Annotated in this window: 21 protein-coding genes; 7 read left to right on the top strand and 14 right to left on the bottom strand. The window is 69.6% G+C overall.

All coding sequences use genetic code 11. From position 1 onward, the window contains the following. Position 1: 1 nt before the first annotated feature. Genes rsgA through ASG30_RS10430 form a run of 3 tightly spaced genes read right to left on the bottom strand, consistent with a single transcriptional unit; the run spans position 2 to position 2544 of the window. Positions 2-925, bottom strand: coding sequence for a ribosome small subunit-dependent GTPase A (rsgA, locus tag ASG30_RS10440; RefSeq protein ID WP_055895618.1), 924 nt, complete (start codon positions 923-925; stop codon positions 2-4). 12 nt (positions 926-937) lie between these two features. Then, a complete protein-coding gene (locus ASG30_RS10435; protein WP_055895616.1) occupies positions 938-1276 on the bottom strand; it encodes a 4a-hydroxytetrahydrobiopterin dehydratase in 339 nt (112 codons plus the stop codon). Beyond that, complete coding sequence (locus tag ASG30_RS10430) at positions 1276-2544, bottom strand: M48 family metallopeptidase (RefSeq protein WP_055895614.1); 1269 nt, start codon at positions 2542-2544, stop codon at positions 1276-1278. Before ASG30_RS10430 ends, ASG30_RS10435 begins: the two co-directional genes overlap by 1 nt. A gap of 55 nt (positions 2545-2599) precedes the next feature. Between ASG30_RS10430 and orn the strand changes: the two genes are divergently transcribed. After that, positions 2600-3187 carry an oligoribonuclease gene (gene orn / locus ASG30_RS10425; protein ID WP_055895612.1) on the top strand — a complete coding sequence of 196 codons (588 nt, stop codon included), beginning with the start codon at positions 2600-2602 and terminating at the stop codon, positions 3185-3187. Positions 3188-3395: 208 nt separating this feature from the next. Then, positions 3396-5024, top strand: a complete 1629-nt coding sequence (locus tag ASG30_RS10420) for a DEAD/DEAH box helicase (RefSeq protein WP_055895610.1) — start codon at positions 3396-3398, stop codon at positions 5022-5024. A 116-nt stretch (positions 5025-5140) separates the two neighbouring features. On the opposite strand, the gene ASG30_RS10415 is transcribed toward ASG30_RS10420, so the two are convergent. The 10 genes from ASG30_RS10415 to ASG30_RS10370 form a co-directional block, all read right to left on the bottom strand. Beyond that, positions 5141-6376: a multidrug effflux MFS transporter gene (locus tag ASG30_RS10415; protein ID WP_055895608.1), complete on the bottom strand. Its 1236-nt coding sequence runs from the start codon at positions 6374-6376 to the stop codon at positions 5141-5143. A gap of 43 nt (positions 6377-6419) precedes the next feature. Next, positions 6420-7430, bottom strand: a complete 1011-nt coding sequence (locus tag ASG30_RS10410; protein WP_055895606.1) for a class 1 fructose-bisphosphatase — start codon at positions 7428-7430, stop codon at positions 6420-6422. Between the two features lie 13 nt (positions 7431-7443). Next, positions 7444-10086 (bottom strand): aminopeptidase N, encoded by a 2643-nt coding sequence (gene pepN / locus ASG30_RS10405; protein ID WP_055895912.1) that lies wholly within the window; start codon positions 10084-10086, stop codon positions 7444-7446. Positions 10087-10098: 12 nt separating this feature from the next. Next, the gene (gene prfB, locus ASG30_RS10400; RefSeq protein WP_442965687.1) at positions 10099-11127 is read right to left on the bottom strand and encodes a peptide chain release factor 2; all 1029 of its coding nucleotides are present in this window, start codon (positions 11125-11127) and stop codon (positions 10099-10101) included. A 111-nt stretch (positions 11128-11238) separates the two neighbouring features. Continuing rightward, positions 11239-12372 (bottom strand): hybrid sensor histidine kinase/response regulator, encoded by a 1134-nt coding sequence (locus ASG30_RS10395; RefSeq protein WP_055895602.1) that lies wholly within the window; start codon positions 12370-12372, stop codon positions 11239-11241. Beyond that, on the bottom strand, positions 12369-12962 hold the full coding sequence (locus ASG30_RS10390) for a chemotaxis protein CheB (protein ID WP_055895600.1): 594 nt from the start codon (positions 12960-12962) through the stop codon (positions 12369-12371). The genes ASG30_RS10395 and ASG30_RS10390 overlap by 4 nt, the downstream gene beginning before the upstream one ends. Beyond that, on the bottom strand, positions 12959-13780 hold the full coding sequence (locus ASG30_RS10385) for a CheR family methyltransferase (protein WP_055895598.1): 822 nt from the start codon (positions 13778-13780) through the stop codon (positions 12959-12961). The genes ASG30_RS10390 and ASG30_RS10385 overlap by 4 nt, the downstream gene beginning before the upstream one ends. Beyond that, the gene (locus ASG30_RS10380; protein ID WP_235579766.1) at positions 13780-17232 is read right to left on the bottom strand and encodes a response regulator; all 3453 of its coding nucleotides are present in this window, start codon (positions 17230-17232) and stop codon (positions 13780-13782) included. The genes ASG30_RS10385 and ASG30_RS10380 overlap by 1 nt, the downstream gene beginning before the upstream one ends. Positions 17233-17337: 105 nt before the next feature. Continuing rightward, entirely contained in the window at positions 17338-18258 is a 921-nt protein-coding gene (locus tag ASG30_RS10375) for an SEL1-like repeat protein (protein WP_156385483.1), read from the bottom strand. Between the two features lie 210 nt (positions 18259-18468). Continuing rightward, a complete protein-coding gene (locus ASG30_RS10370) occupies positions 18469-19374 on the bottom strand; it encodes an alpha/beta fold hydrolase (protein ID WP_055895592.1) in 906 nt (301 codons plus the stop codon). Between the two features lie 27 nt (positions 19375-19401). Between ASG30_RS10370 and ASG30_RS10365 the strand changes: the two genes are divergently transcribed. Beyond that, positions 19402-21171 (top strand): acyl-CoA synthetase, encoded by a 1770-nt coding sequence (locus ASG30_RS10365; protein ID WP_055895590.1) that lies wholly within the window; start codon positions 19402-19404, stop codon positions 21169-21171. Here ASG30_RS10365 and ASG30_RS10360 read toward each other — a convergent pair. Continuing rightward, positions 21162-21899 carry a DNA-formamidopyrimidine glycosylase family protein gene (locus ASG30_RS10360; RefSeq protein WP_055895588.1) on the bottom strand — a complete coding sequence of 246 codons (738 nt, stop codon included), beginning with the start codon at positions 21897-21899 and terminating at the stop codon, positions 21162-21164. The two genes, ASG30_RS10365 and ASG30_RS10360, sit on opposite strands and share 10 nt — an antisense overlap. 97 nt (positions 21900-21996) lie before the next feature. Between ASG30_RS10360 and ASG30_RS10355 the strand changes: the two genes are divergently transcribed. Genes ASG30_RS10355 through plsY form a run of 4 tightly spaced genes read left to right on the top strand, consistent with a single transcriptional unit; the run spans position 21997 to position 25534 of the window. Beyond that, the gene (locus ASG30_RS10355) at positions 21997-23058 is read left to right on the top strand and encodes an aldo/keto reductase (RefSeq protein WP_055895586.1); all 1062 of its coding nucleotides are present in this window, start codon (positions 21997-21999) and stop codon (positions 23056-23058) included. Positions 23059-23071: 13 nt separating this feature from the next. Continuing rightward, on the top strand, positions 23072-24376 hold the full coding sequence (locus tag ASG30_RS10350; RefSeq protein WP_055895583.1) for a UDP-N-acetylglucosamine 1-carboxyvinyltransferase: 1305 nt from the start codon (positions 23072-23074) through the stop codon (positions 24374-24376). Positions 24377-24384: 8 nt separating this feature from the next. Continuing rightward, positions 24385-24876 carry a Cys-tRNA(Pro) deacylase gene (gene ybaK / locus ASG30_RS10345; RefSeq protein WP_055895581.1) on the top strand — a complete coding sequence of 164 codons (492 nt, stop codon included), beginning with the start codon at positions 24385-24387 and terminating at the stop codon, positions 24874-24876. 28 nt (positions 24877-24904) lie between these two features. Next, entirely contained in the window at positions 24905-25534 is a 630-nt protein-coding gene (gene plsY / locus ASG30_RS10340; protein ID WP_055895579.1) for a glycerol-3-phosphate 1-O-acyltransferase PlsY, read from the top strand. The last annotated feature ends 792 nt before the right edge of the window (positions 25535-26326 follow it).

The raw sequence follows: 26326 nt of genomic DNA, 5'->3' as shown, positions 1-26326 counted from the left end.
CTCAGTACCGCGGCGGCTGGCTCAATTCCTCGAACAGGTCGCAGTAGATCCGGTAGCGGTTGGCCGTGATCGGGTGCTCGCCATCGGCATGCGCCACGGCGGAGATCACCGCGCAGCCCGGTTCGTGGCGGTGCGTGCAGTTGTAGAAGCGGCACTTGCCCAGGTGCGGCTTCAGGTCCCGCATCAGGCCCGCCAGGTGCCCCGGCTCCAGGTGGTGCAGGCCGAATTCCTGGAAACCCGGGGAATCGATCAGCGCGGTGCTGCGCCCCTCGTCCACCCAGTACCAGGTCGTGCTGGTCGTGGTGTGCTTCCCCGAATTGAGCGCGCGCGAGATCTCACCGGTCAGCACCGTCGCACCGGGCACCAGCAGGTTGATCAGCGTGCTCTTGCCGGCGCCGGACGGGCCCAGCACCAGGGTCGTCTTGCCGCGCAGGTGGGCGACCAGGTGCTCGCGGTCGACTTCCCTGGACACGCGCAGGGACAGCGGCAGCACGCCGTAGCCCATCTGCTGGTAGGGCAGCAGGCGACCCCAGGCGCGCTCGAACGGCTCCACCAGGTCGCTCTTGTTCAGGGCGATGACGGGCGTGATGCGTTCGGCTTCCGCGGCGATCAGGGCGCGGGCCAGCTGGTGCTCGGAGAACTCCGGCTCGGCGGCGATCAGCACCAGCACCTGGTCCAGGTTGGCGGCGAACGACTTGGTGCGGATCTCGTCCTGCCGGTAGAACAGGTTGCGGCGCGTCTCGACCTTCTCGATCGTGCCTTCGTCGTGGGTCTGCTGCCACTGCACGCGGTCGCCGACCACGGCCTGGGCCTTCTTGCCGCGCGGATGGCAGATGCGACGCGCGCCTTCGGGCGTCTCCACCAGCACGTGGCGGCCGAAGCTCGCCACCACCAGCCCCGGCGACAGCTGCGCCCGATCAGCCAAGGCGCAGGTCCATCATTCGGCCAGCAGCGCGTCCACCCGGGCGGCGCAATCGAAGTCGGTGGAGGACAGGCCCTGCACGTCGTGCGTGCTGAAGCGCACCACGCAGCGGTTGTAGTGGACCGACAGGTCGGGGTGGTGGTCCTGCGTGTGGGCGATGAAGGCGACCGCGTTCACGAAGGCCATGGTCTCGTGGTAGTTGGCGAAGGTGCAGGTGCGCTCGATGGCGACGTCGGGCCCGTCGCCGGTGAGCTTCCAGTCGTCCAGCGTGCCCAGCCGCGTGACCACCTCGGTGGGCGACAGGGCGCGGCGCGCCTGGCCCGACCAGTCCCTGACCTTGAGCATCGATTTCATCATGCACCTCCGATCGCGGCCATCCTCGCCAGCCGCTCCGACGCGGGCGGGTGCGAGTAGTAGAACTTGACGAACAGCGGGTCCGGCGTGAGCGTCGAGGCGTTGTCCTCGTAGAGCTTGAGCAGGGCGGTGCGCAGGTCCTCGCGGCCGGTCTGGGCCACGGCGAAGGCATCGGCCTGGAACTCGTGCTTGCGCGACAGCTGCGCCATCAGCGGCGAGACGAAGAACGAGAACACCGGCGCTGACAGCAGGAACAGCAGCAGGGCCAGGGCGTCGTTGGGGCCCATCAGGTTGGGCGTGACGCCCAGCCCCGTGTAGAACCAGGGCTGGCGCGACAGGAAGCCCAGCAGCGCGAAGCCGGCCAGGCTGAAGGCGAACAGCCCGGCGATGCGCTTGAGGATGTGCTTGTGGCGGAAGTGGCCCAGCTCGTGGGCCAGCACCGCATCGACCTCCGCCGGCGACAGGCGGGACAGCAGCGTGTCGAAGAACACCACGCGCTTGGCGGCGCCGAAGCCGGTGAAGTACGCGTTGGCATGCGCGCTGCGGCGGCTGCCGTCCATCACGAACAGGCCCTTGGCCGCGAAGCCGCAGCGCTGCATCAGCGCCGTGACGCGCGCCTTGAGCGACTCGTCCTCCAGCGGCCGGAACTTGTTGAACAGCGGCGCGATGACGGTGGGGTAGAGCACCAGCAGCAGCAGGTTGAAGCCCATCCACACGGCCCAGGCCCACAACCACCACCAGGAGCCGGCCGCGCCCATCAGCCACAGGATGAGCCAGGCGATCGGCAGGCCGATCACGGCGCCCAGCACCAGTCCCTTGGCCGCGTCGGCCAGCCACAGGCCCCAGGTCGTCTTGTTGAAGCCGAAGCGCTGTTCCACCACGAAGGTGCTGTAGAGGCTGAAGGGCAGCTCGAGCAGGCCGCCGATCACGGCGAAGCTCACCAGCAGGGCGAGCTGCTGAGCCATGCCCACGCCCAGGGCGTCCAGCAGGACCTGGTTGAGCCAGTTCAGGCCGCCCAGCAGCGTCCAGCCCAGCAGCACGGCGGCGCCGAAGGCGATCTCGAGCAGGCCGATGCGGGCCTTGGTGACGGTGTAGTCCGCGGCCTTCTGGTGCGCCGCAAGCGGCACCGTGGCCGCGAAATCGGCCGGCACCCGGTCGCGGTGCCGCGCCACGTGGCGGATCTGGCGCGAGGCCAGCCAGAACTTGACCCCCAGCCCGGCGAGCAGGGCTGCCGCGAAAGCCAGGGTCCACAGGTACGAAGCGCTCATCACGACGAGTTTAGGCCCTCCCGGGGCGCCGCAGGCCTTCGGCGACAATGCCCGGATGGCAGAAATCCCTTCCGGCGCAGGCGCCGCGACGCTCGAGAAGAACGACCAGAACCTCGTGTGGCTCGACTGCGAAATGACCGGACTGGACCCGGAAGTCGACCGCATCATCGAGATCGCCGTGGTGGTCACCGGCCCGACCCTCGAGCCGCGCATCGAAGGCCCGGTTTTCGCCATCCACCAGAGCGACGAGCAGCTCGACCGCATGGACGCCTGGAACAAGGGCACGCACGGCCGCAGCGGCCTGATCGACCGCGTCAAGGCCTCCACCGTCACCGAGGCGCAGGCCGAGGAAGCGCTGCTGGAGTTCCTGGCCCGCCACGTTCCCAAGGGCGGCTCGCCGATGTGCGGCAACACCATCGGGCAGGACCGCCGCTTCCTGGTGAAGTACATGCCGCGCCTGGAAGGCTTCTTCCACTACCGCAACCTGGACGTGAGCACCCTCAAGGAACTGGCCCGGCGCTGGCGGCCCGAGGTGTACACCAGCTTCAAGAAGCAGCAGGCCCACACCGCGCTGGCCGACGTGCACGAGTCCATCGACGAACTCGCGCACTACCGTGAGCACTTCCTGCGCATGGGGGAATAGAGGGGCGCCCCCAGCCCGCGAATCGCGCCTGTGGGACAATACGGGTTCTCGCGGTGCAGCACGCATCGCAAACCCCTCGCATTCGACCTTCATGCACAGGCCCCCGGAATGGGCCACCCGCGCCACGCGCGGTACGTCGTTGATGGTTGCATGTCCCTTTGACCATTGACGACGGCTGGGCTTCCAGGCCCCGCCGCATGAGAGCTTCATGACCGACACGTTCGACGTGCAGGGCGACTTCGCGCCTGCCGAAATCATTTCTTCTTCCGACGACATCTCCATCGTGGCGACGCCGCCGAACGGCTTCGTCCGCCTGGGCCTGGCGCCCGAGCTGATCCAGGCCGTCGAGGACCTGGGCTTCACGCAGCCCACCGCGGTCCAGGAAGAGGTGATCCCCCGCGCGCTGCCCTCGGACCAGGCCGCCTTCATCGACCTGATGGTGTCCAGCCAGACCGGCAGCGGCAAGACCGCGGCCTTCCTGCTGCCCGTGCTGCACACGCTGCTGGACCTGCAGCGCCAGGCCGACGAGCAGGAGCGCGTGGAGCACCAGAAGCTGGCCGACGAAGCCGCCGCCCGCGGCGAGGCGCCGCCCAAGCGCAAGCGCCGCAACCCGACCGACCCGCGCCACTTCAAGGCGGCCGCGCCCGGCGCCCTGATCCTGTGCCCCACGCGCGAGCTGGCCCAGCAGGTGGCGCACGACGCCATCGACCTGGTCAAGCATTGCCGCGGCCTGCGCGTGGCCAACGTGGTGGGCGGCATGCCTTACCAGATGCAGATCGCCCGCCTGCAGAACGCCAACCTGGTGGTGGCCACGCCCGGCCGACTGCTGGACCTGCAGCGTTCGCACCAGATCAAGCTGGACCAGGTCCGCTTCCTGGTGGTGGACGAGGCCGACCGCATGCTGGACCTGGGCTTTGCCGACGACCTGGCCGAGATCCAGCAGCTGACGGCGCAGCGCCAGCAGACCATGATGTTCAGCGCCACCTTCGCGCCGCGCATCCAGCAGCTGGCCGCGCGCGTGATGCGCCAGCCGCAGAAGGTCCAGATCGATTCGCCGCAGGAGCGCCACGCCAACATCAAGCAGGTGCTGTTCTGGGCCGACAACGCCCAGCACAAGCGGGCCATGCTGGACCACTGGCTGCGCGACCAGGGCATCGACCAGGCCATCGTGTTCGCCTCGACCCAGATCGAGTGCGACGGGCTGGCCAACGACCTGCAGCAGGAAGGCTTCTCGGCCGTGGCGCTGCACGGCGCCCTGAGCCAGGGCCTGCGCAACCGCCGCCTGATGGCGCTGCGCAACGGCCAGGTGCAGATCCTGGTGGCCACCGACGTGGCCGCGCGCGGCATCGACGTGCCCACCATCACCCACGTCTTCAACTTCGGCCTGCCGATGAAGAGCGAGGACTACACCCACCGCATCGGCCGCACCGGCCGCGCGGGCCGCGACGGCCTGGCGGTGACGTTCGCCGAGTACCGCGACCGCTTCCGCATCTTCGACATCGAGGCGTTCACCAAGCAGCCGTTCACGGCCGACGTGATTCCGGGCCTGGAGCCGCAGCAGCGTGCCCCGCGTGCTCCCCAGCCGGGCTTCGGCGGCAAGGGCCGTGGCGGTCCGGCGCCGCGTGGCGCGCGTCCTGGCCAGGGCCGCAGCAACGGCGGCGGTGACTACGGCCGCAAGGCCGGCTTCGGCGACTTCGGGGGTGGCGATCGCCGCCGCGAGGCCACGCCGTGGGAGAAGCCGGCGCAGGGCTTCGCCAAGCCGGCCCGCCCGGGCAATGGCGGCAAGGTGTTCGTGCCGCGCGACGCGAAGAAGCGGGCGTACAGGCCGGCGGAGTGATCCGCGGGTGATCGTCTCCGCGAAGGGGAACAGGAAAGCGGCCGCGAGGCCGCTTTTTTTTCGTTCAAGGGAGCACTGGATTCCCGCCTGCGCGGGAATGACGGCTCAGTGGCGGTTCAGTGGTGCGCCGCCGCGTGCCGTCCGATCTCCGGCCAGCGCTTGTGCACGAACAGCCAGGCGAACAGGCCCACGCACATCATCAGCAGCGAAGCCACCGCCAGCAGGCGCGTCGAGTGCATCACCAGCGGCGCGATCACGCCCGCCACGATGCCGTTGGCGGTGGAGCCGATCACCGCCTGAAGCGAGGACGACAGCCCCCGCCGCTCCGGGTTGATGTCCAGCACCAGCAGCGTCACCACCGGCACCATCAGCGACCAGCCGAAGCCGAACACCGCGATCGGCAGCAGCGCCCAGCCCGCGTGCGGCTCGAACACGAAGTTGGCCGCCACGTTGGCCAGCGACACCAGCAGCATCACGATGAACCCGTACTTGATCTGGTTCTTCGGCGCGATGCGCCCGGCCAGCCGCCCGCTGGCCCAGGCGCCGCCCATGATGCCGGCGATGGTCAGCACGAAGAACCAGAAGAACTCGGTCGGCGCCAGCTTCAGGTGCGTGCCCAGGAACTCCGGCGCCGCCAGCACGTAGAGGAACATGCCGTTGAACGGCACGCCGCTGGCCAGCGCCAGCAGCAGGAAGCGCGCGCTCGATCCCATCTGCCAGTAGCCGCGCAGCAGGTTGCGCACGTTGAACGGCTGCCGGTGCGTCTCGTGCAGCGTCTCGGGCAACAGGCGGAAGTTCGCCACCCAGAGCACCACGCCGACGGCCGTGAGGAACCAGAAGATCGCATGCCAGTCGGCATGGACGAACAGCCAGCCGCCGATGATGGGCGCCACCGCCGGCGCGACGCCGAAGTAGATGGTGACCTGGCTCATCACCTTCTGCGCCTGCGCGGGCGGGAACATGTCGCGGATCACCGCGCGCGACACCACGATGCCCGCGCCGGTCGACAGCCCCTGCAGCCCGCGGAAGAACACCAGCTGCGCTATGGTCTGCGACAGCGCGCAGCCGGCCGAGGCGATGGTAAATACCGCGATCCCCCACAGCACCACCGGCCGGCGCCCGAAGCTGTCGGCCAGCGCGCCGTGGAACAGGTTCATGAAGGCGAACCCGAACAGGTAGGCCGACAGCGTCTGCTGCATCTGCACCGGCGTGGCGCCGATCGCCCTGGCGATGCCGGCGAAGGCCGGGATGTAGGTGTCGATGGAGAACGGGCCGAGCATGCCCAGCACGGCCAGCAGCACCGCCAGCGCCCAGCGCGGCGCCCGCCACAGCTGGGCGGCGTCCGGGTTCAACTCGGCGTGCGCCGCAACGCGGCGCAGGGGAGGGCGGGCATCCTTACTTCGATGCCTCGGTGTGGTACCTCGTCACCCGCTCCACTTCGTTCTTCGACCCCAGCACCACGCTCACGCGCTCATGCAGCTTCTGCGGCTGGATGTCCAGGATGCGCTGGCGGGCGTCGGTGGCCGCGCCGCCGGCCTGCTCGATCAGCCAGCCCATCGGGTTGGCCTCGTACATCAGGCGCAGCTTGCCGGGCTTGTCCGGCTCGCGCTTGTCCCAGGGGTACATGAAGATGCCGCCGCGGGTGAGGATGCGGTGCACGTCGGCCACCATGGAGGCGACCCAGCGCATGTTGAAGTCCTTGCCGCGCGGGCCTTCCTTGCCGGCCAGGCATTCATCGATGTAGCGCTTGACCGGGGCGTCCCAGTGGCGCACGTTGCTCATGTTGATCGCGAATTCCCTGGTGTCCTCCGGGATGCGCACGTTCTCCTGCGTGAGGAAGAAGGAGCCTTGCTCGCGATCGAGCGTGAACATGGCCACGCCGTCGCCCACGGTGAGCACCAGCGTGGTCTGCGGGCCGTAGACGCAGTAGCCGGCGGCCACCTGCCTGTTGCCGCACTGCAGGAAGTCCTGCTCGCTCACGCCGGCGTGGTCTTCGGGCTTCTTGAGCACGCTGAAGATGGTGCCTATGCTGACGTTGACGTCGATGTTGGACGAGCCGTCCAGCGGATCGAACAGCAGCAGGTACTCGCCCTGCGGGTAGCGGTTGGGCACCAGGTAGATGCCGTCCATCTCCTCGCTGGCCATGGCCGCGAGGTGGCCGCCCCATTCGTTGGCCTCGATCAGCACCTCGTTGGCGATGATGTCCAGCTTCTTCTGGACTTCGCCCTGAACGTTCTCGCTGCCGGCCGTGCCCAGCACGTCGCCGAGCGCGCCCTTGTTCACCGCGTGGCTGATGCGCTTGCAGGCGCGCGCCACCACTTCGATGAGCAGTCGCAGCTGCGAGGGGATGTGGCCGTCGACGCGCTGCTGCTCGACGAGGTAGCGGGTGAGGGAGATCTTGCTCATGCGGTTCGGTTCCTCATTCGGCCAGGGCGCGGGTGACCACCTCGCGCACGTCGTTGGAGAGATCGGGCTTGGCGGCCACGCGGGCGATGGCTTCGCGGGCGGCGCCGCGCATCGGCTCGGCCAGCTTGCGCCAGCGGTCCAGCGCCCGCGCCAGGCGAGCGGCCACCTGCGGGTTGATGGCGTCCAGCTCCATCACGCGGTCGCTCCAGTACACGTAGCCGGCGGCGTCGGCGCGGTGGAAGGCGCCCGGGTTGGCGCTGCAGTAGCTGAAGATCAGGCTGCGCGCGCGGTTCGGGTTGCGGATGTTGAAGTCCGGGTGCTGCATCAGCTGTCGCACCGCCGGCAGGATGTTGCCGCCGCGGTCGGGCGCGCCGCCCTGCAGCGCGAACCACTTGTCCAGCACCAGCGGCTCGTCCTTGAACATGGCGTGGAACTTCTCCAGCGCCGGCCGGGCCAGGTCCTGGCCGCTCACCACCAGGGCCGACAGCGCATTGAAGCGGTCGGTCATGTTGGAGGCGTCCTTGAAGCGCTGGTAGGCCTTGCCGGGCCACACGCCATCGCCGGACGAACGCGCCGCGATGCACAGGTGCGTGAGCGCCAGCCCCGCCAGCGCGCGCCGGCCGGAGGACACCGGGTCGGGCCGGTAGGCGCCGTTGTCCCGGTTCTGCTCGTAGGCCCAGGCCCAGTCGTCCTGCAGCGCGGTGGCCACCTGCTCGCGCATGGACTCTCGCACCGCATGCACGCGCTGCGGGTCCACCACGTCCAGCTGCTCGGCGATGTAGGTCTCGGCGGGCAGGGTGAGCACCAGCTCCTTGAAGGCCGAGTCCAGCGCCGGCTGGCGCAGGAGGCTGCGCATCGCTTCCAGGAAGGGGGTGTCCAGCACGATCTCGCCGTTGCCGCGGATGGCCGCCAGCGCGCGGTTGACCGCCAGCCGCTGCCCCGCCTCCCAGCGGTTGAACGGATCGGTGTCGTGCTCCAGCAGCGTGAGCAGCTGCTCGTCGGTGTAGTCGAACTCCAGGACCACCGGGGCGGAGAACCCGCGCAGCAGCGACGGCACCGCGCCGGCGGGCGCCTCGGGCAGGGCCAGCGTCTCGCTGGCCTGCGTGAGCACGTGCATGCCGCGGGCCACCTCGCGGCCGTCGGCGCCGACCAGCCCCCAGGCGATCGGGATCACGAAAGGTTCCTTGGCCGGCTGGCCGGGCGTGGCCGGGCAGGACTGCGACAGCGCCAGCTCACAGCGGCCGGTGGCGGCGTCCCAGTGCGCCGCGGCCTTCACGCGCGGCGTGCCGGCCTGGCTGTACCAGCGCTTGAACTGCGGCAGCAGCTCGTACAGGCGCGACTGCGGGTTGGCGTCGGCGATGGCCTGGGCGAACTCGTCGCAGGTGACGGCCTGGCCGTCGTGCCGCTGGAAGTACAGCGTCATGCCGCGCTCGAAGCCTTCGCGGCCCACCAGCGTCTGCATCATGCGCACCACCTCCGCGCCCTTCTCGTAGATGGTGACCGTGTAGAAGTTGTTGATCTCCAGGTACTGGTCGGGCCGCACCGGGTGCGCCATCGGGCCGGCGTCCTCGGGGAACTGCGCGGTGCGCAGCACGCGCACGTCCTCGATGCGCTTGACCGCGCGGGCCGAGGCCTCGCCGGCCAGGTCCTGGCTGAACTCCTGGTCGCGAAAGACCGTCAGGCCCTCCTTGAGCGACAGCTGGAACCAGTCGCGGCAGGTGATGCGGTTGCCGGTCCAGTTGTGGAAGTACTCGTGTCCGACCACCGACTCGATGTTGGAGAAGTCGGTGTCCGTGGCCGTCGCCTGGTTGGCCAGGACGTACTTCGTGTTGAAGATGTTCAGGCCCTTGTTCTCCATCGCGCCCATGTTGAAGTCGCTGGTGGCGACCACCATGAAGCGCTCCAGGTCGAGCGACAGGCCGAAGCGGGCCTCGTCCCAGGCCACCGAGGCCATCAGCGAGTTCATCGCGTGCTCGGTCTTGTCCAGGTCGCCGGGCCGCACGTAGACCTGCAGCAGGTGCTCGCGGCCGTTGCGCGCCGCGATCTTCTGCTCGCGGGCCACCAGCTGGCCGGCCACCAGCGCGAACAGGTAGCAGGGCTTGCGGAAGGGATCGACCCAGCGGGCGAAGTGGCGGCCGTCGTCCAGGTCGCCCTGGTCGACCAGGTTGCCGTTGGACAGCAGCACGGGGTACTTGCGCTTGTCGGCGCGCAGGGTGACCGTGTAGCTGGCCATCACGTCGGGCCGGTCCAGGAAGTAGGTGATGCGCCGGAAGCCCTCCGCCTCGCACTGCGTGAAGAACGAGTCGTTGCTCACGTACAGGCCCATGAGCTTGGTGTTCTTGGCGGGCGCGCAGGTGGTGAAGATCTCCAGCTCGAAAGGCTCGTTCCCCTCGGGCAGGTTCTCCAGCACCAGGCGCGGGCCTTCCATGCGGAACGAGGTGCCTTGGCCGTTGACCAGCACGCGCGCCAGGTTCAGCTCGTCGCCATCGAGCTTGAGCGGCTGGTGCGGCACGTCCGGGTTGCGCCGCAGCTTCATGCGGTTGAGCACGCGCGTCTTGGCCGGGTCGAGGTCGAAGCACAGCTCGACGGTGTCGATCCAGAAGGGCGGTGCCTGGTAATCGGCGCGGTAGATCACCGCGTTCTGTCCTTCGCGCATCATGTGGATTCCTTAGACGCCCTGCTTGAGCGAGGCTTCGATGAACGGGTCGAGGTCGCCGTCCAGCACTTTCTGGGTGTTGGAGATTTCGACGTTGGTGCGCAGGTCCTTGATGCGGCTCTGGTCCAGCACGTAGCTGCGGATCTGGTGGCCCCAGCCCACGTCGGTCTTGGTGTCCTCGAGCTTCTGCTGTTCTTCCATGCGCTTGCGCATCTCGTGGTCGTACAGGCGCGAGCGCAGGCGCTGCCAGGCGACGTCGCGGTTGCTGTGCTGGCTGCGGCTGTCCTGGCACTGCACCACGATGTTGGTGGGCACGTGCGTCAGCCGCACCGCCGAATCGGTCTTGTTGATGTGCTGCCCGCCGGCGCCCGAAGCGCGGAAGGTGTCCACCCGCACGTCGGCCGGGTTGATGTTGATCTCCACCGAGTCGTCGATCTCGGGGTAGACGAACACGCTGGCGAAGCTGGTGTGGCGGCCGCCCGCGGAGTCGAAAGGCGACTTGCGGACCAGCCGGTGCACGCCGGTTTCGGTGCGCAGCAGGCCGTAGGCGTAGTCGCCCTCGACCTTGATGGTGGCGCTCTTGATACCCGCCACGTCGCCGGCCGTCTCGTCCTCGACGTTGGCCTTGAAGCCCTTGCGCTCGGCGTACTTCAGGTACTGGCGCAGCAGCATGCTGGCCCAGTCGCAGGCTTCCGTGCCGCCGGCACCGGCCTGGATGTCCAGGAAGGCGTTCATCGGGTCGGCCGGCCGGTCGAACATGCGCCGGAACTCCAGGTCCTGGACGATCGCCGTGAGCTTGGCCGTCTCGTCCTCGATGGTGGCCAGGCCGGCCTGGTCGCCGTCCTCCTTGCTCATCTCATAGAGCTCGAGGTTGTCGGACAGCTCGCGCTCCAGCTCCTGGATCACCAGGACCACGCTGTCCAGCTGCTTCTTTTCCTTGCCCAGCTCCTGGGCCTTCTTGGGATCGTTCCAGACCGCGGGGTCTTCCAGCGCGGCGGTGACGGTCCTCAGGCGCTCCGATTTGGCATCGAAGTCAAAGATACCTCCGGAGATCGGCCGTCCTGCCCTGCAGGTCCGAGAGGGTGGTGCCGATGAGGTTGATGCGTTCTGCGTCCATGGTGTGGGGAATCCTTGCCAAAGCGGACGATTTTCTCACGCGGGCGAGGGCGCCAACGGCAGCCGCAGGGTGAAAGCCGCGCCTTCGCCAGGCGCGCTCCGAAGTTCCAGCCGGCCGCCGTGCGCCTGCATGATCTCGCGGCTGATGAAAAGGCCCAGGCCCAGGCCGGGGATGTTCTCCCCCGTCGGCCCGCGTTCGAACTGCTGGAAGATGCGTTCCTGGTCGTCCGGGGCGATGCCCGGCCCCTGGTCCTGCACCGTGACGCAGGCCTCGCCGCCCGCGGCCTCGAGGCGCACGCACACCGGCTGGCCGCGCCCGTAGCGCAGCGCGTTGGTCATCAGGTTGAGCAGCACCTGCTCGAGCCGGAACTCGTCGCCGTTGACCGGCAGCCGGGCCGGCCCTTCGACGGTGAGCGGGGTGCCGGCGGCGCGCGCCTGCTCCTGCATCGATTCGACGGCGCGGCGCGACACGCCGGCCAGGTCGATCGGCCGCAGCGCCACCGCCAGGCGGCCGGTGCGCGCGCGCGAGACGTCGATCATGTCGTCCAGCAGCCGGATCATGCTGCGGATCTGGTGCTCCTCGCGCGCGACCATCTGGCGGAAGGCGGGCAGCTCCGGCACCTGGCCCTTGGCCGCGATGCGCTGGCGCAGCTGCGCCTGCAGGTACAGCGTGTTGAGCGGGTTGCGCAGCTCGTGCGAGACCATGGACATGAAGTCGTCGCGCACGCGCACCGCATGCTCCAGCTGCGTCTTCAGGCCCAGCAGCTCCTGGCGCTGGCGGAACAGGTTGACGAACACCTCGACCTTGCTGCGCACCGCCTGCGGGTCCAGCGGCTTGTAGAGGACGTCCACTGCCCCCGACTCGTAGCCGCGGAAGGCGTAGTTCAGCTCGCGCCCGGCCGCGGTCACGAACACGATGGGGATGTGGCGGGTGCGCTCGGGGCCGCGCATGAGTTCGGCCAGCTCGAAGCCGTCCATCGACGGCATCTGCACGTCGACGATGGCCAGCGCGAACGGATGCTCGAGCATCAGGGACAGCGCCTCGTCGCCGTCCTGCGCCGTGAACACGCGACGCCCCGGACCGCGGACGAGCGCCTCCAGCGCGACCAGGTTCTCGCGCAGGTCGTCCACCAGCAGCAGGTTCACGTCGGGAAGGCCGGGGTCACTCATCGGTTCAGCAGGTTGGAGAGCAGGTCACGCAGTCCGGAAAGCGGGAGCACGGCGTCGGGCGCGGCGGCAGCGATGGCCGCCCGCGGCATGGTGGCGAAGGCGGCCCCGGCGGGGTCCTGCACCAGGGCCAGTCCGCCCGCCGCCTTGATCGCCGCCAGCCCGCGGGCGCCGTCCTCGCTGGCACCCGTCAGCACCAGGCCGGCCAGCGAAGGCCCCCACGCGTCGGCGCAGGATTCCATCAGCACGTCGATCGAGGGCCGCGAGAAGAGCACCGGCGGGTCGCAACTGAGCGCGAAGGTGCGGTCCTGCTCGACCAGCAGATGGTAGCCCGGGGGCGCGATGTAGTGGTGGCCCAACGCCACCGGCGCGCCCGGCAGCGCTTCCGTCACGTGCGGGCCCAGGCGCACCGCCAGCACCTCGGCCAGCCGGCTGTCGTGGTCGTCCGGCAGGTGCAGCACCGTCACCACTGCGGCCGAGCGGGGCGGGCCCAGCCCCTCGAAGAGCTGGAGCAGGGCATCGATGCCGCCAGCCGAGGCGCCGACGACGACGGCCTCGACCGGCGCGTGCAGCCGGGACCGCAAGGCCGTCATGCCGCCACCCGCCGGTACAGGCGCTCGGCGCGGCTCACCACCTCGAAGTGCCGCGCATGGGCGGAGAACTCCAGCGTCTCCTTGGTGCCCAGCCCCAGGAAGCCGCGGTGGGACAGCGATTCGTGGAACAGGCCGAGGGCGCGGTCCTGCAGCTGCTTGTTGAAGTAGATCAGCACGTTGCGGCAGGAGACCAGCTGGGTCTCGGCGAACACCGCGTCGGTGGCCAGGCTGTGGTCGGCGAAGGTGATGGCGCCGCGCAGGCGCTTGTCGAACAGCGCGCCGCCATAGGCCGCGGTGTAGTAGTCGCTGAAGCTGCCGGTGCCGCCGGCGCGCTGGTAGTTGCGGGTGAACGACTGCATGCGGTCCAGCGCGTAGATCCCCTGGCGGGCGCGGTCCAGCGATGCATGGTTGATGTCGGTGGCGTAGCAGATGGTGCGCTCCAGCAGGCCTTCTTCCAGCAGCAGGATGGCCATCGAGTACGCCTCCTCGCCGGTGCTGCAGCCGGCCACCCAGACCTTCACCGAGGGGTAGGTGCGCAGCACCGGGACCACGTGCCGGCGCAGCGCCAGGAAGTACTCCGGGTCGCGGAACATCTCGCTGACCGGCACCGTCAGCTGCTGCAGCAGCACAGCGAACTGCGCCGGGTCGTGCAGCACCCTCTCCTGCAGGGCGCTGATGGAGGCGGCGCCCATCTTCTGCTGGGCCTGCAGCACGCGGCGCTTGAGCGAGGCCGGCGCGTAGTCGCGGAAATCCTGGCCGTAGCGCAGGAAGATGGCCTCGACCAGCAGGCGGATCTCGATGTCCGCCACATGCCCCATCAGAGCCGCTCCAGCTTGGGCATCCAGACGCGCATCAGCGAGAACAGGCGCTCCAGCTCGATCGGCTTGGCCAGGTAGTCGTTGGCGCCGGCTTCCAGGCAGCGCTGCTGGTCGTCCTTCATCGCCTTGGCGGTGATGGCGATGATGGGCAGCTTCTGCCAGCGCGGGTCCTTGCGGATCTCCCGGGTCGCGGTGTAGCCGTCCATCTCCGGCATCATGATGTCCATCAGCACGAGGTCAACCTCGTCCTTCGCGGCCCGCAGCTTCTCCAGCGCCTCCAGGCCGTTGCGCGCCGCCTCCACCTGCGCGCCCTTGTGTTCGAGCGCGCTGGTCAGGGCGAAGATGTTGCGCATGTCGTCGTCCACCAGCAGGATGTGCCGCCCCTCGAAGGCGCGGTCGCGGCTGCGGGCGGTGCGCAGCATCTTCTGGCGCTCGGCCGACAGCCGGTTCTCCACCTGGTGCAGGAACAGCGTGACCTCGTCGAGCAGGCGCTCGGGCGAGCGGGCGCCCTTGATGATGATGGAGCGCGAGTAGCGCAGCAGCTCGGCCTCCTCGTCGCGCGTGAGGTTGCGCCCGGTGTAGACGATCACCGGCGGGAACGAGCGGCTCTCGCCGGACGCCATGCGGCGCAGCAGCTCCAGCCCGCCCATGTCGGGCAGCTTCAGGTCGATGACCATCACGTCGAACACCGAGCCGGCCAGCGCGTGCAGCGCGGCCTGCCCGGTGAGGGCCGGCACGATCTCCACGTCGGTGTCGCCGATCAGGCGCGCGATGCTCTCCTGCTGGCGCGGGTCGTCCTCCACGAGCAGCACGCGCTTGACCTTCTGCTCCAGCTTGGCACCCACGCGGGCGAACACCTCCTGCAGCTCGTCGCGCGTGGCCGGCTTGCGCGCGTAGCCGATCGCGCCCAGCTGCATCGCGGTCTCGACCCGGTCCTCCACCGACAGCACATGCACCGGCAGGTGGCGCGTGCGCGGATCCTCCTTCAGGCGCTGCAGCACCGAGAGGCCGGAGTCGTCGGGCAGGCGCATGTCCAGCAGCACGGCGTCGGGCGCGTGCTCGAAGGCGAGCGCCACGCCCTCGTCGGCATGGGGCGCGACCAGGCAGCGGTAGCCCTGTTCGTGCGCCAGGTCCAGCAGGATGCGGGCGAAGCGCTCGTCGTCCTCGACCACCAGCACGGTGCGCCGGCCTTCGGCGGGCGTGTCGCGGTCGTCCCCGAAGCTGAAGGCCAGGGAGGGCTGCGTCGGCGCGGGCGTGGCGGCGGGAGGGCGCTTCGTGGGCGCCGGCACCGGCTCGAGCGGCGGCGGCGCGACGGGTTCGCCGGCGGCATGTTCCAGCGGCACGACCAACGTGAAGGTGCTGCCCTCGCCCGGCGTGCTGGCCAGCGTGATCCCGCCGCCCAAGAGGCGCGCCAGGTCGCGCGAGATCGACAGCCCCAGGCCGGTGCCGCCGAAGCGGCGGCTCACGGTGCCATCGGCCTGGCGGAAGGCTTCGAAGATCAGCTCCTGCTGAGAAGGCTCGATGCCCACGCCGCTGTCGCGCACCTCGAAGGCCAGGGCGTCGGCGCCGCGGCGCGAAACCTCGAGCGCCACGCTGCCCTGCTCGGTGAACTTCAGCGCGTTGCCCAGCAGGTTGCGCAGGATCTGCTCCAGGCGCTGCCGGTCGGTGTAGAGGGTCGCGGGCACGTCGGGCGCCACCGACAGCTCCAGCTGCAGGCCCTTGCGCGCCGCCAGGGGCTGGAACATGGCGCGCAGCCCCTGCGCCACCGACGCGACCGGCGTCACCTCGGGCCGCAGCTCCAGCTTGCCGGCCTCGACCTTGGCGATGTCCAGGATGTCGTTGATCAGGTTGAGCAGGTCGTTGCCGGCCGAGTAGATGGCCTGCGCGAACTGCACCTGCTCGACGTTGAGGTTGCCCTCGGGGTTGTCGGCCAGCAGCTTGGCCAGGATCAGCGAGCTGTTCAGCGGCGTGCGCAGCTCGTGCGACATGTTGGCCAGGAACTCCGACTTGTAGCGGCTGGCGCGCTGCAGCTCGGACGCCTGCTGCTCCAGCTCGCCCTGGGCACGGCGCAGGTCGTCGCGCTGCACCTCGAGGCGGCTGGCCTGTTCGGCCAGCTGCAGGTTGGTCTGCTCCAGCTCGGCCTGCTGGTTCTCCAGGTGGGCCTGCGACTCCTTCAGCGCGCGGGACTGCTCCTCCAGCTCCTCGTTGGCCGTGCGCAGCTCCTCCTGCTGGACCTGCAGTTCCTCGTTGAGCTGCTGCGTCTCGTCCAGCGCGTCGTGCAGGCGGTGGCGATAGCGCGCCGACTCGATCGAGGCGCCGAACAGGGCGCCCACGCCCGCGGCCAGCTCGCGGTCGCGCGGCTGCAGCGCGCGCAGCAGGCCCAGCTCCATGACGCCGACCAGGCGGCCCTCGTGCTCGATGGGCGTGAGCAGCACCGACGCCGGCGCGGTGCTCCCGAGGGCCGAATTGACGCGCAGGTAGCTGGGAGGTGCGCCTTCCAGCGCGAGGGGGGCGCGCTGCGCGGCGCATTCGGCGACCAGGGACCGGCCTGCCGGCAGGCGTTCGTCCCCTGCGGTTTCGTCCGGTGCCCAACCCCAGGTGGCGATGCGGGTGAAACCGCCATCGTCGTCAGCCGTGTAGACGGCACCGACCGCCACGCCGATGTACTGCGCCAGGGCTTCCAGGCCGGCGTGGCCCACGGCGGCCAGCTGCTGCTCGCGCGCGACGCGCGTGGACAACCGGGCCTGGCCTTCGCGCAGCCAGGCCTGCGCCTCCAGCGTGGCCGCCTGGCGCGTCTGCTCTTCGAGCGCGGCGGAGAAGGAGTCGGAGAGCGCGAGCAACTCCTGGCGCCCGCGCCAGGCCAGCGTGCCGCCCACCAGCGCGCTCAGCACGACGAACGCGACCACCAGCCAGATCGTGTTGCGGTTGACGGTCTCCACCCGCTCTAGCCGTGCGCGGCGTTCATGGCCGATGAAGTCGTCGAACTGCTGGCGGACCGCCGACTTCAGCCGCAGGCCATCGCCCACGCGGGTGCCGATCTGGTAGCCCGGGTCGCGCTGCTTGGCCTGGATGTGCTGGAGGGCGTAGGCGTTCCACTCGCCCTGCAGCGCCAGGATGCGGTCCAGCCGCTCGCGCTGCTGCAGGTCGGAGCTCAGCTCGCGCAGCGTCGCCTGCTCGGCCGCCAGCTGCGTGCGCGCGACGTTGAAGGGCTCGAGGAAGCGGTCCTCACCGCTGAGCAGGTAGCCGCGCAGGCCCGTCTCCATGTCCAGGTCGAGCTTCTGCAGCGCGAAGGCCCGCGTGATCAGGCGGTCGGTCCGCTCGATCACGGCATTGGCCTGCACCAGGTAGGCGATGACGGCGACGAAGACGGCCGCGCTGAATCCCGCCAGGATCAGCGGGAGCGCGACGTTGCGGGCGAGGATGCGGCGAAAGCTGGAGGGATCTTGCGGCACGGACGCGGGAGTGCCCGCACGCAACCGTCGGGCAAACCGGCGAGTTTGCCGGAAAAGCCGCCGCGCGGTGCCGTCGCTGCGGACGGCACGCAACTCATCCGTGGGTCAGCGGCTCGGGCCCGCGAGGTAAGACTGCGCGCGGCGGTTGCCGGCGCTGGCGGCCCGCTCGAACCAGGTCAGGGCCTGCTTCTGGTCGGGGCGCACGGTGGCGCCTTCGAAATAGGCGACGCCCAGGAAGTAGCTCATCTCGCTGCGGCCGTGGCGGATGCCTTCCTCGGTGGACTTGCCCGAGCGCTTGACGATCGCGGGGATGTCGCCGCGGCCGGCCGCGTAGGCCTGCATCTGCTCGACCGTGCTGGCGAAGAAGCGTTCGCGCGCCTGGGTGGCGGCGGGCTTGTCGGCCGCGGTGGCGATCAGCTCGTCGGCCAGGACCGGCAACGCCTCGAAAGGCGTCATGCCGCCCTTCATGCGCGGCGAGTACCAGGCCCGCAGCATCACCTTGTCCAGCGGCATCAGGCTGTCGACCTTCCAGGGGAAGTAGCTCAGCACGGTCTTGCCGGCCGGGTGGCCGCGCACGCCCATGAGGTGCATGGCCTCGTGGTACGCGCAGCGCCAGGTGTCCTTGCTGCGCATCTGGATGGTGGCCGTTTCCACCCGGGCTTCGCTGCGGAAGTCCAGGTAGGTGACGCAGGGCTGGTTGTCCTCCAGCGCCGTGTCGGGCGTGATCTCGACGGTGAGGTTGGCGAATTCGCCCGGCTGGTCGGTGACGTCGATGAGGCGCACGCCGGTCTCGGCCGTGACGTCGCGCATGGCCTTGAGGACGTGCTCGCGGTGGCGCGGCAGTTCCACGCCCGTCATCCGCATGCGGATGTCGCTCTCCCACCGCACGATGCGGGTGGGAGTACCACTTTGGTGCCACAGCACTTCCCACAGCGTGGCCAGCCCCTGCTCCGTCTCATCCGTGGCGAGTGCAGTACAGGGCGAGAGAATCGCTGCGAGACACAACGACCAGAACTTCCTGTTCATCCGAGTCACCTCAACTTTGCGCCAGTCTACGGGTAGGAGCGTTCCTACGCCAGGCTGTCTTGACTGTCTGACGGACAAGTAGGACAACTGCGCACTTTTTCAATTGGTTGAGGCGGATGCGCATCAGCCAGCGGGGGCACGAAGCTCAGCCGTAGAGGGCGAGGCTTGTCGCGATGCAGCCCAGCCGCAGTCGCTCAGCCGCAAGCAGGCTCAGCTGGCGATGAAGTCTTCGATGAGATCGGCCAGCAGCTGGGGCTGGTCGTGGTGGAGCATGTGGCCCGCATCCGGCACGCTGGCCTGCCTCAGCTGGGCCACGGCCCGCAGGCGCTCGTGGAACTCGGCCAGCGTGAAGCGGCCCTGCCACCATTGCCCCAGGCTGTCGTCGCTGGCCTCGACCGACAGCACCGGGCAGGCGATGCGGCGGTACAGCTCCAGCACCTCGTCGACGCGGAACAGCTGGGCGTTGGTGATCTTGTGCGCGGGATCGCCCAGGATGCGCCAGCGGCCGTCCCCGTCCTGCCGGGCCCAGTGGCGCGCCAGCCAGTCCGCCTTGTCCTGCGACAGGCGGCGGTTGGTCTTCATCAGGCGCTGCGCCACGCCGTCGACGCTGTCGTACGACTTCAGCTCGGTCTCGCCGCGGTGGAAGGCCTTCAGTTCGTCCATCCACTTCGCATAGCGCCCGGGCGCCTGCGACGGCCGCGTGGCCGGCATGCCGAAGCCTTCCAGGTTCACCAGCCGCGCGATGCGCCCGGGGCGCGCGCCGGTGTACAGCATGGCGATGTTGCCGCCCATGCTGTGGCCCACCAGGTGGACCGGCCGGCCGCCGGCGTAGTGGTCCAGCAGGAAATCGAGGTCGGCCAGGTAATCGGGGAACCAGTAGTTGTCGGCCTCGGGCGATTCCGTCAGGCCGTAGGCGCGCCAGTCGGGCGCGATGACGTAGTGCTCGCGCGAGAACGCGTCGACCACGAACTGCCACGAGGCCGCCACGTCCATCCAGCCGTGCACCAGCACCAGCGGCACCTTGTCAGGCGCCGGCTCGCCCCACAGGCGAACGTGGTAGCGCAACCGGCGGATCGGGACAAACTCGCTGCGCGACGTTCGGCGGGGTTGGTACATTGCGGCCGAATCATAGGAGGCAGGCCGATGCCCGTCAGTCAAGGCAGCGACAAGGCGGTCCACGGACCGCACCCCGGGGACCACTGGCCGCGCATGCACGGTGGGTTCCGCTGGGTGGTGCCGGAGCGTTTCAATATCGCGCAGGCGTGCTGCACCCGCTGGGCGCAGGCGCCCGATGGCGCCAACCGCATCGCGATCCGCCAGCACGGCGCGAAGCGGGAAGGGGCCGTGCTCACCTTCGCCGCGCTGCAGGCGCAGGCCGATCGCCTGTCCAACGTGCTGGCCTCGCTGGGCGTGCGCCGCGGTGACCGGGTGGCGCTGGTGATGCCGCAGCGCTTCGAGACCGCCATCGCCTACATGGCGATCTTCCAGATGGGCGCGGTGGCGATGCCGCTGTCCATGCTGTTCGGGCCCGAGGCGCTGGAGTACCGCTTGCAGGACAGCGAGGCCGCGGTCGCGATCTGCGACGAGAGCTCCATCGCCAACCTGCTGGCGGTGCGCGCCGATTGCCCTTCGCTGCGCACCCTGGTCGGTGTCGGCGCGGCCGCGCTGCAGGCGGACCTGGACTGGGGCGTCGAACTGGCCCGCCATTCGCCCAGGTTCACCGCCGCCAGGACCAAGGCCGACGAAGGCGCCGTGCTGATCTACACCAGCGGCACCACCGGCCCGCCCAAGGGCGCGCTCATTCCGCACCGCGCGCTGATCGGCAACCTGCCGGGCTTCGTGTGCAGCCAGAACTGGTTCGGCTTCCCGGCGTCGGTGCGACCGGGAGCCGTGGAAGGGCAGGGCTCGGACGCCGTGTTCTGGTCGCCCGCCGACTGGGCCTGGACCGGCGGCCTGATGGACGCGCTGCTGCCCTCGCTCTATTTCGGCCGGCCCATCGTCGCCTTCAACGGCCGCTTCGGCCCCGAGGTCGCCTTCGCGCTGATGCAGGAACATGGCGTCACCCACAGCTTCCTGTTCCCCACCGCGCTCAAGGCCATGATGAAGGCCGTCCCCGAGCCCGGCCGCCACTACCGATTGAAGCTGCAGGCCATCATGAGCGCGGGCGAGGCGGTGGGCGATGCCGTCTTCGCCTACTGCCGCGACCAGCTCGGCGTGGTGGTCAACGAGATGTTCGGCCAGACCGAGATCAACTACGTCGTCGGCAACTGCAGCATGAACGGCCGCACCGAGGGGGGCGCGGGCTGGCCCGCGCGGGCCGGCAGCATGGGCCGACCGTACCCGGGCCACCGCGTGGCGGTGATCGACGACGACGGCAACGAATGCCCGGCGGGCGTGCCGGGCGACGTCGCGGTGAACCGCTTCGACGTGCACGGCGACCCGGACCCGATCTTCTTCCTGGGCTACTGGCGCAACGACGGCGCCACGCGGCGCAAATACACCGGCGACTGGTGCCGCACCGGCGACCTGGCCACGCGCGACGAGGACGGCTACCTCTGGTACCAGGGCCGCGCCGACGACGTGTTCAAGGCCGCCGGCTACCGCATCGGGCCGAGCGAGATCGAGAACTGCCTGGTCAAGCACCCCGCCGTGGCCAATGCCGCCGTGGTGCCCAAGCCCGATGCCGAGCGCGGCGCGCTGGTCAAGGCCTACGTGGTGCTGGCGCCGGGGCATGCGGGCGGCGACGCGCTGGTGGCCGAGCTGCAGCAGCACGTGCGCGGCAAGCTCGCGCCCTACGAGTACCCCAAGGAGATCGAGTTCATCGAGGCGCTGCCCATGACCACCACCGGCAAGGTGCAGCGCCGCGTGCTGCGGCTGCAGGAGGAAGAGCGCGCGCGGGCGCTTCAGTCGTAGAGGACCTGGCAGCCCTCGCACCAGAAGCTGCGGCGCTGCGTCGTGCCCAGGTGCCCCTTGTGGAAGGGGATCTCGCAGCGCGGGCAGGTGCGCCTGGTGTGCGCGAGCCAGTGCTTGCGCAGCACGTAGGCCTTCTTCCATTCGAGGAAGTCGAAGCTGTACTGCCTGGCCTGCTTGACCAGCTCGCGCAACCGCGCCGGCGGCAGCGCGCCGATGCGAGAGAGCGGGTGCACGCGGATGCGGAACAGCACCTCGTTCTTGATGATGTTGCCCACGCCCGAGAAAACCGACTGGTCCAGCAGCGCGTCGCACACCAGGGTGTCGGGGTGCAGCAGCAGGCGCCTGCGCGCGAGCTTCGGGTCCCACGCGTCGGACATCACGTCCGCGCTCCAGTCGTACAGCAGGTCCAGCGGCTCGTCCACCAGCCGCGCCGCGCAGCTGTAGAAGTTGAGCTCGCGCCCGCCGGCAAAGCCCAGGCCCAGGCGCAGCGGCTTGTCGGGCTTGCGCTCGTCGATGCACCAGCTGCCGAACATCAGCAGGTGGATGCGCAGCGAGACGTTGGCGGTCTCCAGCAGGAAGTGTTTGCCCCAGGTGCGCACCGCGCGCACCACGCGGCCGCGCAGCCGGTCCTGGTCGAGCTTGCTGTTGCCTTCCACCCGCAGGATGCGGCGGCCCTCGAATACACAGGCCTTGTCGCGCAGGATGACGAGCGAGGGGCCTTCGGGCATGGCGGGGTCGTGGAGCGGGGCAGGAGGGGAGTTGGTTTATTCTGCGCAGCTCCCTTTTCCGGCGCTTGTCCGCCTCATTGCCTGTTCCATGTCATCCATGAACCTCGTGGCGCTCGGCGCCAGCGACTTGCGCGTCACCCCGGTCTGCCTCGGCACCATGACATTCGGCGAGCAGGTCGCCGAAGACCGGGCCCATGCCATCCTCGATCGCGCGGTCGAGCGCGGCATCAACTTCCTCGACACCGCGGAGATGTACTCGGTGCCGGCCCGCAAGGAAACCTACGGCGCCACCGAAGCCATCATCGGCCGTTGGCTGCGCAAGCGCCCCTCGGTGCGCAGCCAGCTGGTGGTGGCCACCAAGGTGGCCGGTCCCTCGCGCGGCATGCCCTGGGTGCGCGAAGGCGCGGGCATGACGGCGGCCGACATCGTGGCCTCCTGCGAGGGCTCGCTCAAGCGCCTGCAGACCGACACGATCGATCTCTACCAGATCCACTGGCCCGAGCGCAACGTGCCGGCCTTCGGTGCGATGTACTTCGACCCTGCCAAGGAACGGACCAAGACGTCGATCCACGAGCAGCTCGAGACGCTGGGGAAGCTGGTGCAGCAGGGCAAGGTGCGCCACATCGGCCTTTCCAACGAGACGCCCTACGGCCTGCATGAGTTCGTGCGGCTGGCCGAGCTGCACGGCCTGCCGCGGCCGGCGACAGTGCAGAACCCGTACTGCCTGCTCAACCGCACCGTCGAGAACGGCCTCGATGAAAGCCTGTACCGCCTGGGCGTGTCGCTGCTCGCGTACTCGCCGCTCGGCTTCGGCCTGCTCACCGGCAAGTACGACGCGGGCGGCGCGGAGGGCGACCAGGCGCCGGCCGAAGGGCGCCTGGCGAAGTTCGAGTCCGTGCGGCAGGGCCGCTGGGGCCGCGCCGATGCGCTGGCCGCGGCGCGGCGCTACAACGCGCTGGCGCGCGAGCACGGCCTCACGCCCGCCCGTCTGGCGCTGGCCTTCTGCTACACCAAGTGGCAGGTGGCCAGCACCATCATCGGCGTGACCTCGCTGGCGCAGCTGGACGAGGACATCGACGCCTGGGGCACGACGCTGGCGCCCGAAGTGCTGGCCGAGATAGACCGCCTCCGCTGGGAGCTGCGGGACCCGGCGGTCTGACCCGGATTGCCTCATGGCCAACCTCATCGTCCATGGCGGCACGCCGCTCGCCGGCCGGATCGTTCCGTCCGCCAACAAGAACGCGGTGCTGCCCATCCTGTGCGCCACGCTGCTCACGCGCGAGCCGGTGCGCCTGCTGGGCATCACCGACATCACCGACGTGCGCAAGATCCTGGACGTCTTCCGCCAGCTCGGCAGCCGGGTGGAGGTGGACTTCGCGAATGGCGTTCTCGACGTGCACCACGCCGACACGCAGTTCGATCCCCAGCGCCACCACCTGCCGCAGGAGATGCGCTCGTCCATCATGCTGGTGCCCGGGCTGCTGTCCCGTTTCGGCGTCGCCAAGGTGGAGAACGACGTGCAGGGCTGCACGCTGGGCGTGCGCGAGATCGATCCCCACGTGGAGGTGATGGAGCGCTTCGGCGCCCGCGTGGAGCGCACCCGCGAAGCGCTGCTGCTGCATGCCTCCGGCGCCCTGCGCGCCAACGACCACTGGACCGATTACGCGAGCGTCACCACGACCGAGAACTTCGTGCTCTGCGCCGCCCTGGCCGGTGGCACCAGCACGCTGAACAACGCGGCCAGCGAGCCGCACGTGCAGGAGTTCTGCGCCTTCATGCGCCTCCTGGGCGCGCGAATCGAGGGCGTGGGCACCAGCCGCCTCACCGTCGAAGGCGTGCAGCGCCTGGGGGGCGGCGAGTTCCGCTTCACCGAGGACTTCCACGAGGCCGTGACCTTCCTGGCCCTGGGCGCCATCACGGGCGGCAGCGTGGAAGTGCGCAACTCCGCGCCCGAGCAGTTCCCGCTGATCGACCGCACCTTCGCCAAGTTCGGCGTGGAGGTCACGCACGAGGGCGGCTGGTCGCGCGCCCGCCTGCCCGAGGGGCGGCTGCGCGTGCGCGAGCCCTTCACCCGCAACATCCTGCAGAAGGTCGAGGCCGCGCCCTGGCCCTACCTGCCGGTCGACCTGCTGCCCATCTTCGTCGCCCTGGGCGTGCGGGCCGAGGGCAGCATGATGTACTGGAACAAGGTGTACGAAGGCGCCATGGGCTGGACCAGCGAGCTGTCCAAGTTCGGCGCCCACACCGTGATGGCCGACCCGCACCGCGTGATCACCTTCGGCGGCAAGCCGCTGGCGCCGGCGGAGGTGGACAGCCCCTACATCATCCGCGTGGCCATCGCGCTGCTGATGGTGGCGGCCGCCATCCCCGGCCGCAGCGTGATCCACAACGCCGCGCCCGTGCGCCGCGCCCATCCCGGTTTCGCCGAGAACATCCGCCGGCTGGGCGCGCACGTGGAGTGGGTGGAGGGCGACTGAGGTTCCCCATGGGCCGCAAGGACCACGTCAGCGAAACCCCGGCCACGGCCCTGCTCCGCGCGAACGGGGTGCCGTTCACCGAGCATCCCTACGAGTACCTGGAGCACGGCGGCGCCGAGCACAGCGCGCAGGTGCTCGGGGTCGATCCGTTCACCGTGGTTAAGACGCTGGTGATGGAGGACGAGAAGGCGCGGCCGCTGGTGGTGCTGATGCACGGCAACCGCAAGGTCTCCACCAAGAACCTGGCGCGCCAGATCGGCGCCAAGTCGGTCGAGCCCTGCAAGCCCGAAGTGGCCAACCGCCACAGCGGCTACCTGGTGGGCGGCACCTCGCCCTTCGGCACGCGCCGGCAGATGCCGGTCTACATCGAGGAGACCATCCTCGGCCTGCCGAAGATCGCGATCAACGGCGGGCGCCGCGGCTACCTGGTGGGCATCGATCCGCAGGTTTGCGTGCGGCTGCTCGGGGCCAAGCCGGTGCGCTGCGCCTTGGCCGACTGATCCGCGGAAGAGGCAGAATCGGCGCCCGATGCACACCCTCTACCCCGCCCTCGCCGCGATCGCCGCCTACCTGGTCGGCTCGCTCGCCTTCGCCGTCATCGTCAGCCGCGCCATGGGCCTGTCGGACCCGCGCACCTTCGGCAGCAAGAACCCCGGTGCGACCAACGTGCTGCGCTCCGGAAGCAAGGCCGCCGCGATCGTCACGCTGCTGCTGGACGCCTGCAAGGGGCTGGTGCCGGTGCTGCTGGTGCGCCTGTACGGCAAGCGCTGGGGGCTGGAGGACGGCACCGTGGCCCTGGTGGCGCTGGGGGCCTTCCTCGGGCATCTCTATCCCGTGTTCTTCCGCTTCCAGGGCGGCAAGGGCGTGGCCACGTTCATCGGCGCGGTGTTCGGCATCCACTGGCTGCTGGGGATCGCGACCGGCATCACGTGGCTGATCATCGCGTTCTTCTTCCGCTATTCGTCGCTGGCGTCACTGGTGGCTGCGGTGTTCGCGCCGGTGTATTTCCTGCTGGGGGACCGGATCCAGTGGTACGCGGAGACGCCGGTGGTGATGGCGCTGTTCGTGATGGCGGGGCTGCTGGCCTGGCGGCATCGGGAGAACGTCAAGAGGCTGCTGAAGGGGACGGAGTCGCGGTTGGGGGCGAAGAAGGCCTGAGTTTTTTGCGGCTTTTCTGGGCAGGGGCTCATTTCTGTTCGTTGCCTGCGGCAGGGGGTCCCCGGCGGGGGGCTCATGCTGTGCCTCTTCGCCTGCTTCGCTGGCGCTCGCAGTGCTGCGCGCGTCGCTTGAGTGGTGCGGGCCCTCGCGGAAAAATTCACTGCGGGCTGCGATGCAGCGCTCCGTTCAGACAGTTTCCGCGAGTCAGTGGTTGATCGACGAGCTGCGCCCGCTTGCCGCGGGCTCGCAGGGCCCGCACCACTGCGCGACGCTCGGCACAGAAATCGCCATCGACGAGCTGCGCCCGCTTGCCGCGGGCTCGCAGGGCCCGCACCACTGCGCGACGCTCGGCACAGAAATCGCCCCCCGCCGGGGACCCCCTGCCGCTGGAAACAGCGGTGGCTGACCAGGCAGGGCTCCTGATAGGCCCCCGTCATTCCCGCGGAGGCGGGAATCCAGTGCGTCCGCCTTCAGCGGACTGCCGGAAGCCCTGGATCCCCGCCTTCGCGGGGATGACGGTGGCGAAGAAAAGCGAATGGCGGTGACGAGGCGAGCAGCGCAGCGCTGAGGGTTTCCTGCCCGCACCCCCACCCTGCTCCCACGCGGCAGGCGGTGCCTGGCCCGGGCGATTTGTGGGACGAGCCGGGCTTTCCGCGGCCCGGCCGTTGCGAGCCGAAGGCGAGCTTACTGACTCGCGGCAGCTGTCTGAGCGGAGCGGTGCGAAGCAGCGCGCAGCGAGTTCTGCCGCGCAGGCCGGGCCGCGGAATGCCCTGCGAGTTGCGAGTGCAGCGA

The organism is Ramlibacter sp. Leaf400 (genome assembly GCF_001424545.1).
Taxonomy (GTDB): domain Bacteria; phylum Pseudomonadota; class Gammaproteobacteria; order Burkholderiales; family Burkholderiaceae_C; genus Ramlibacter.
Note: the sequence above shows the minus strand (reverse complement) of the source record. Positions and strands in the feature narration are given on the sequence as shown.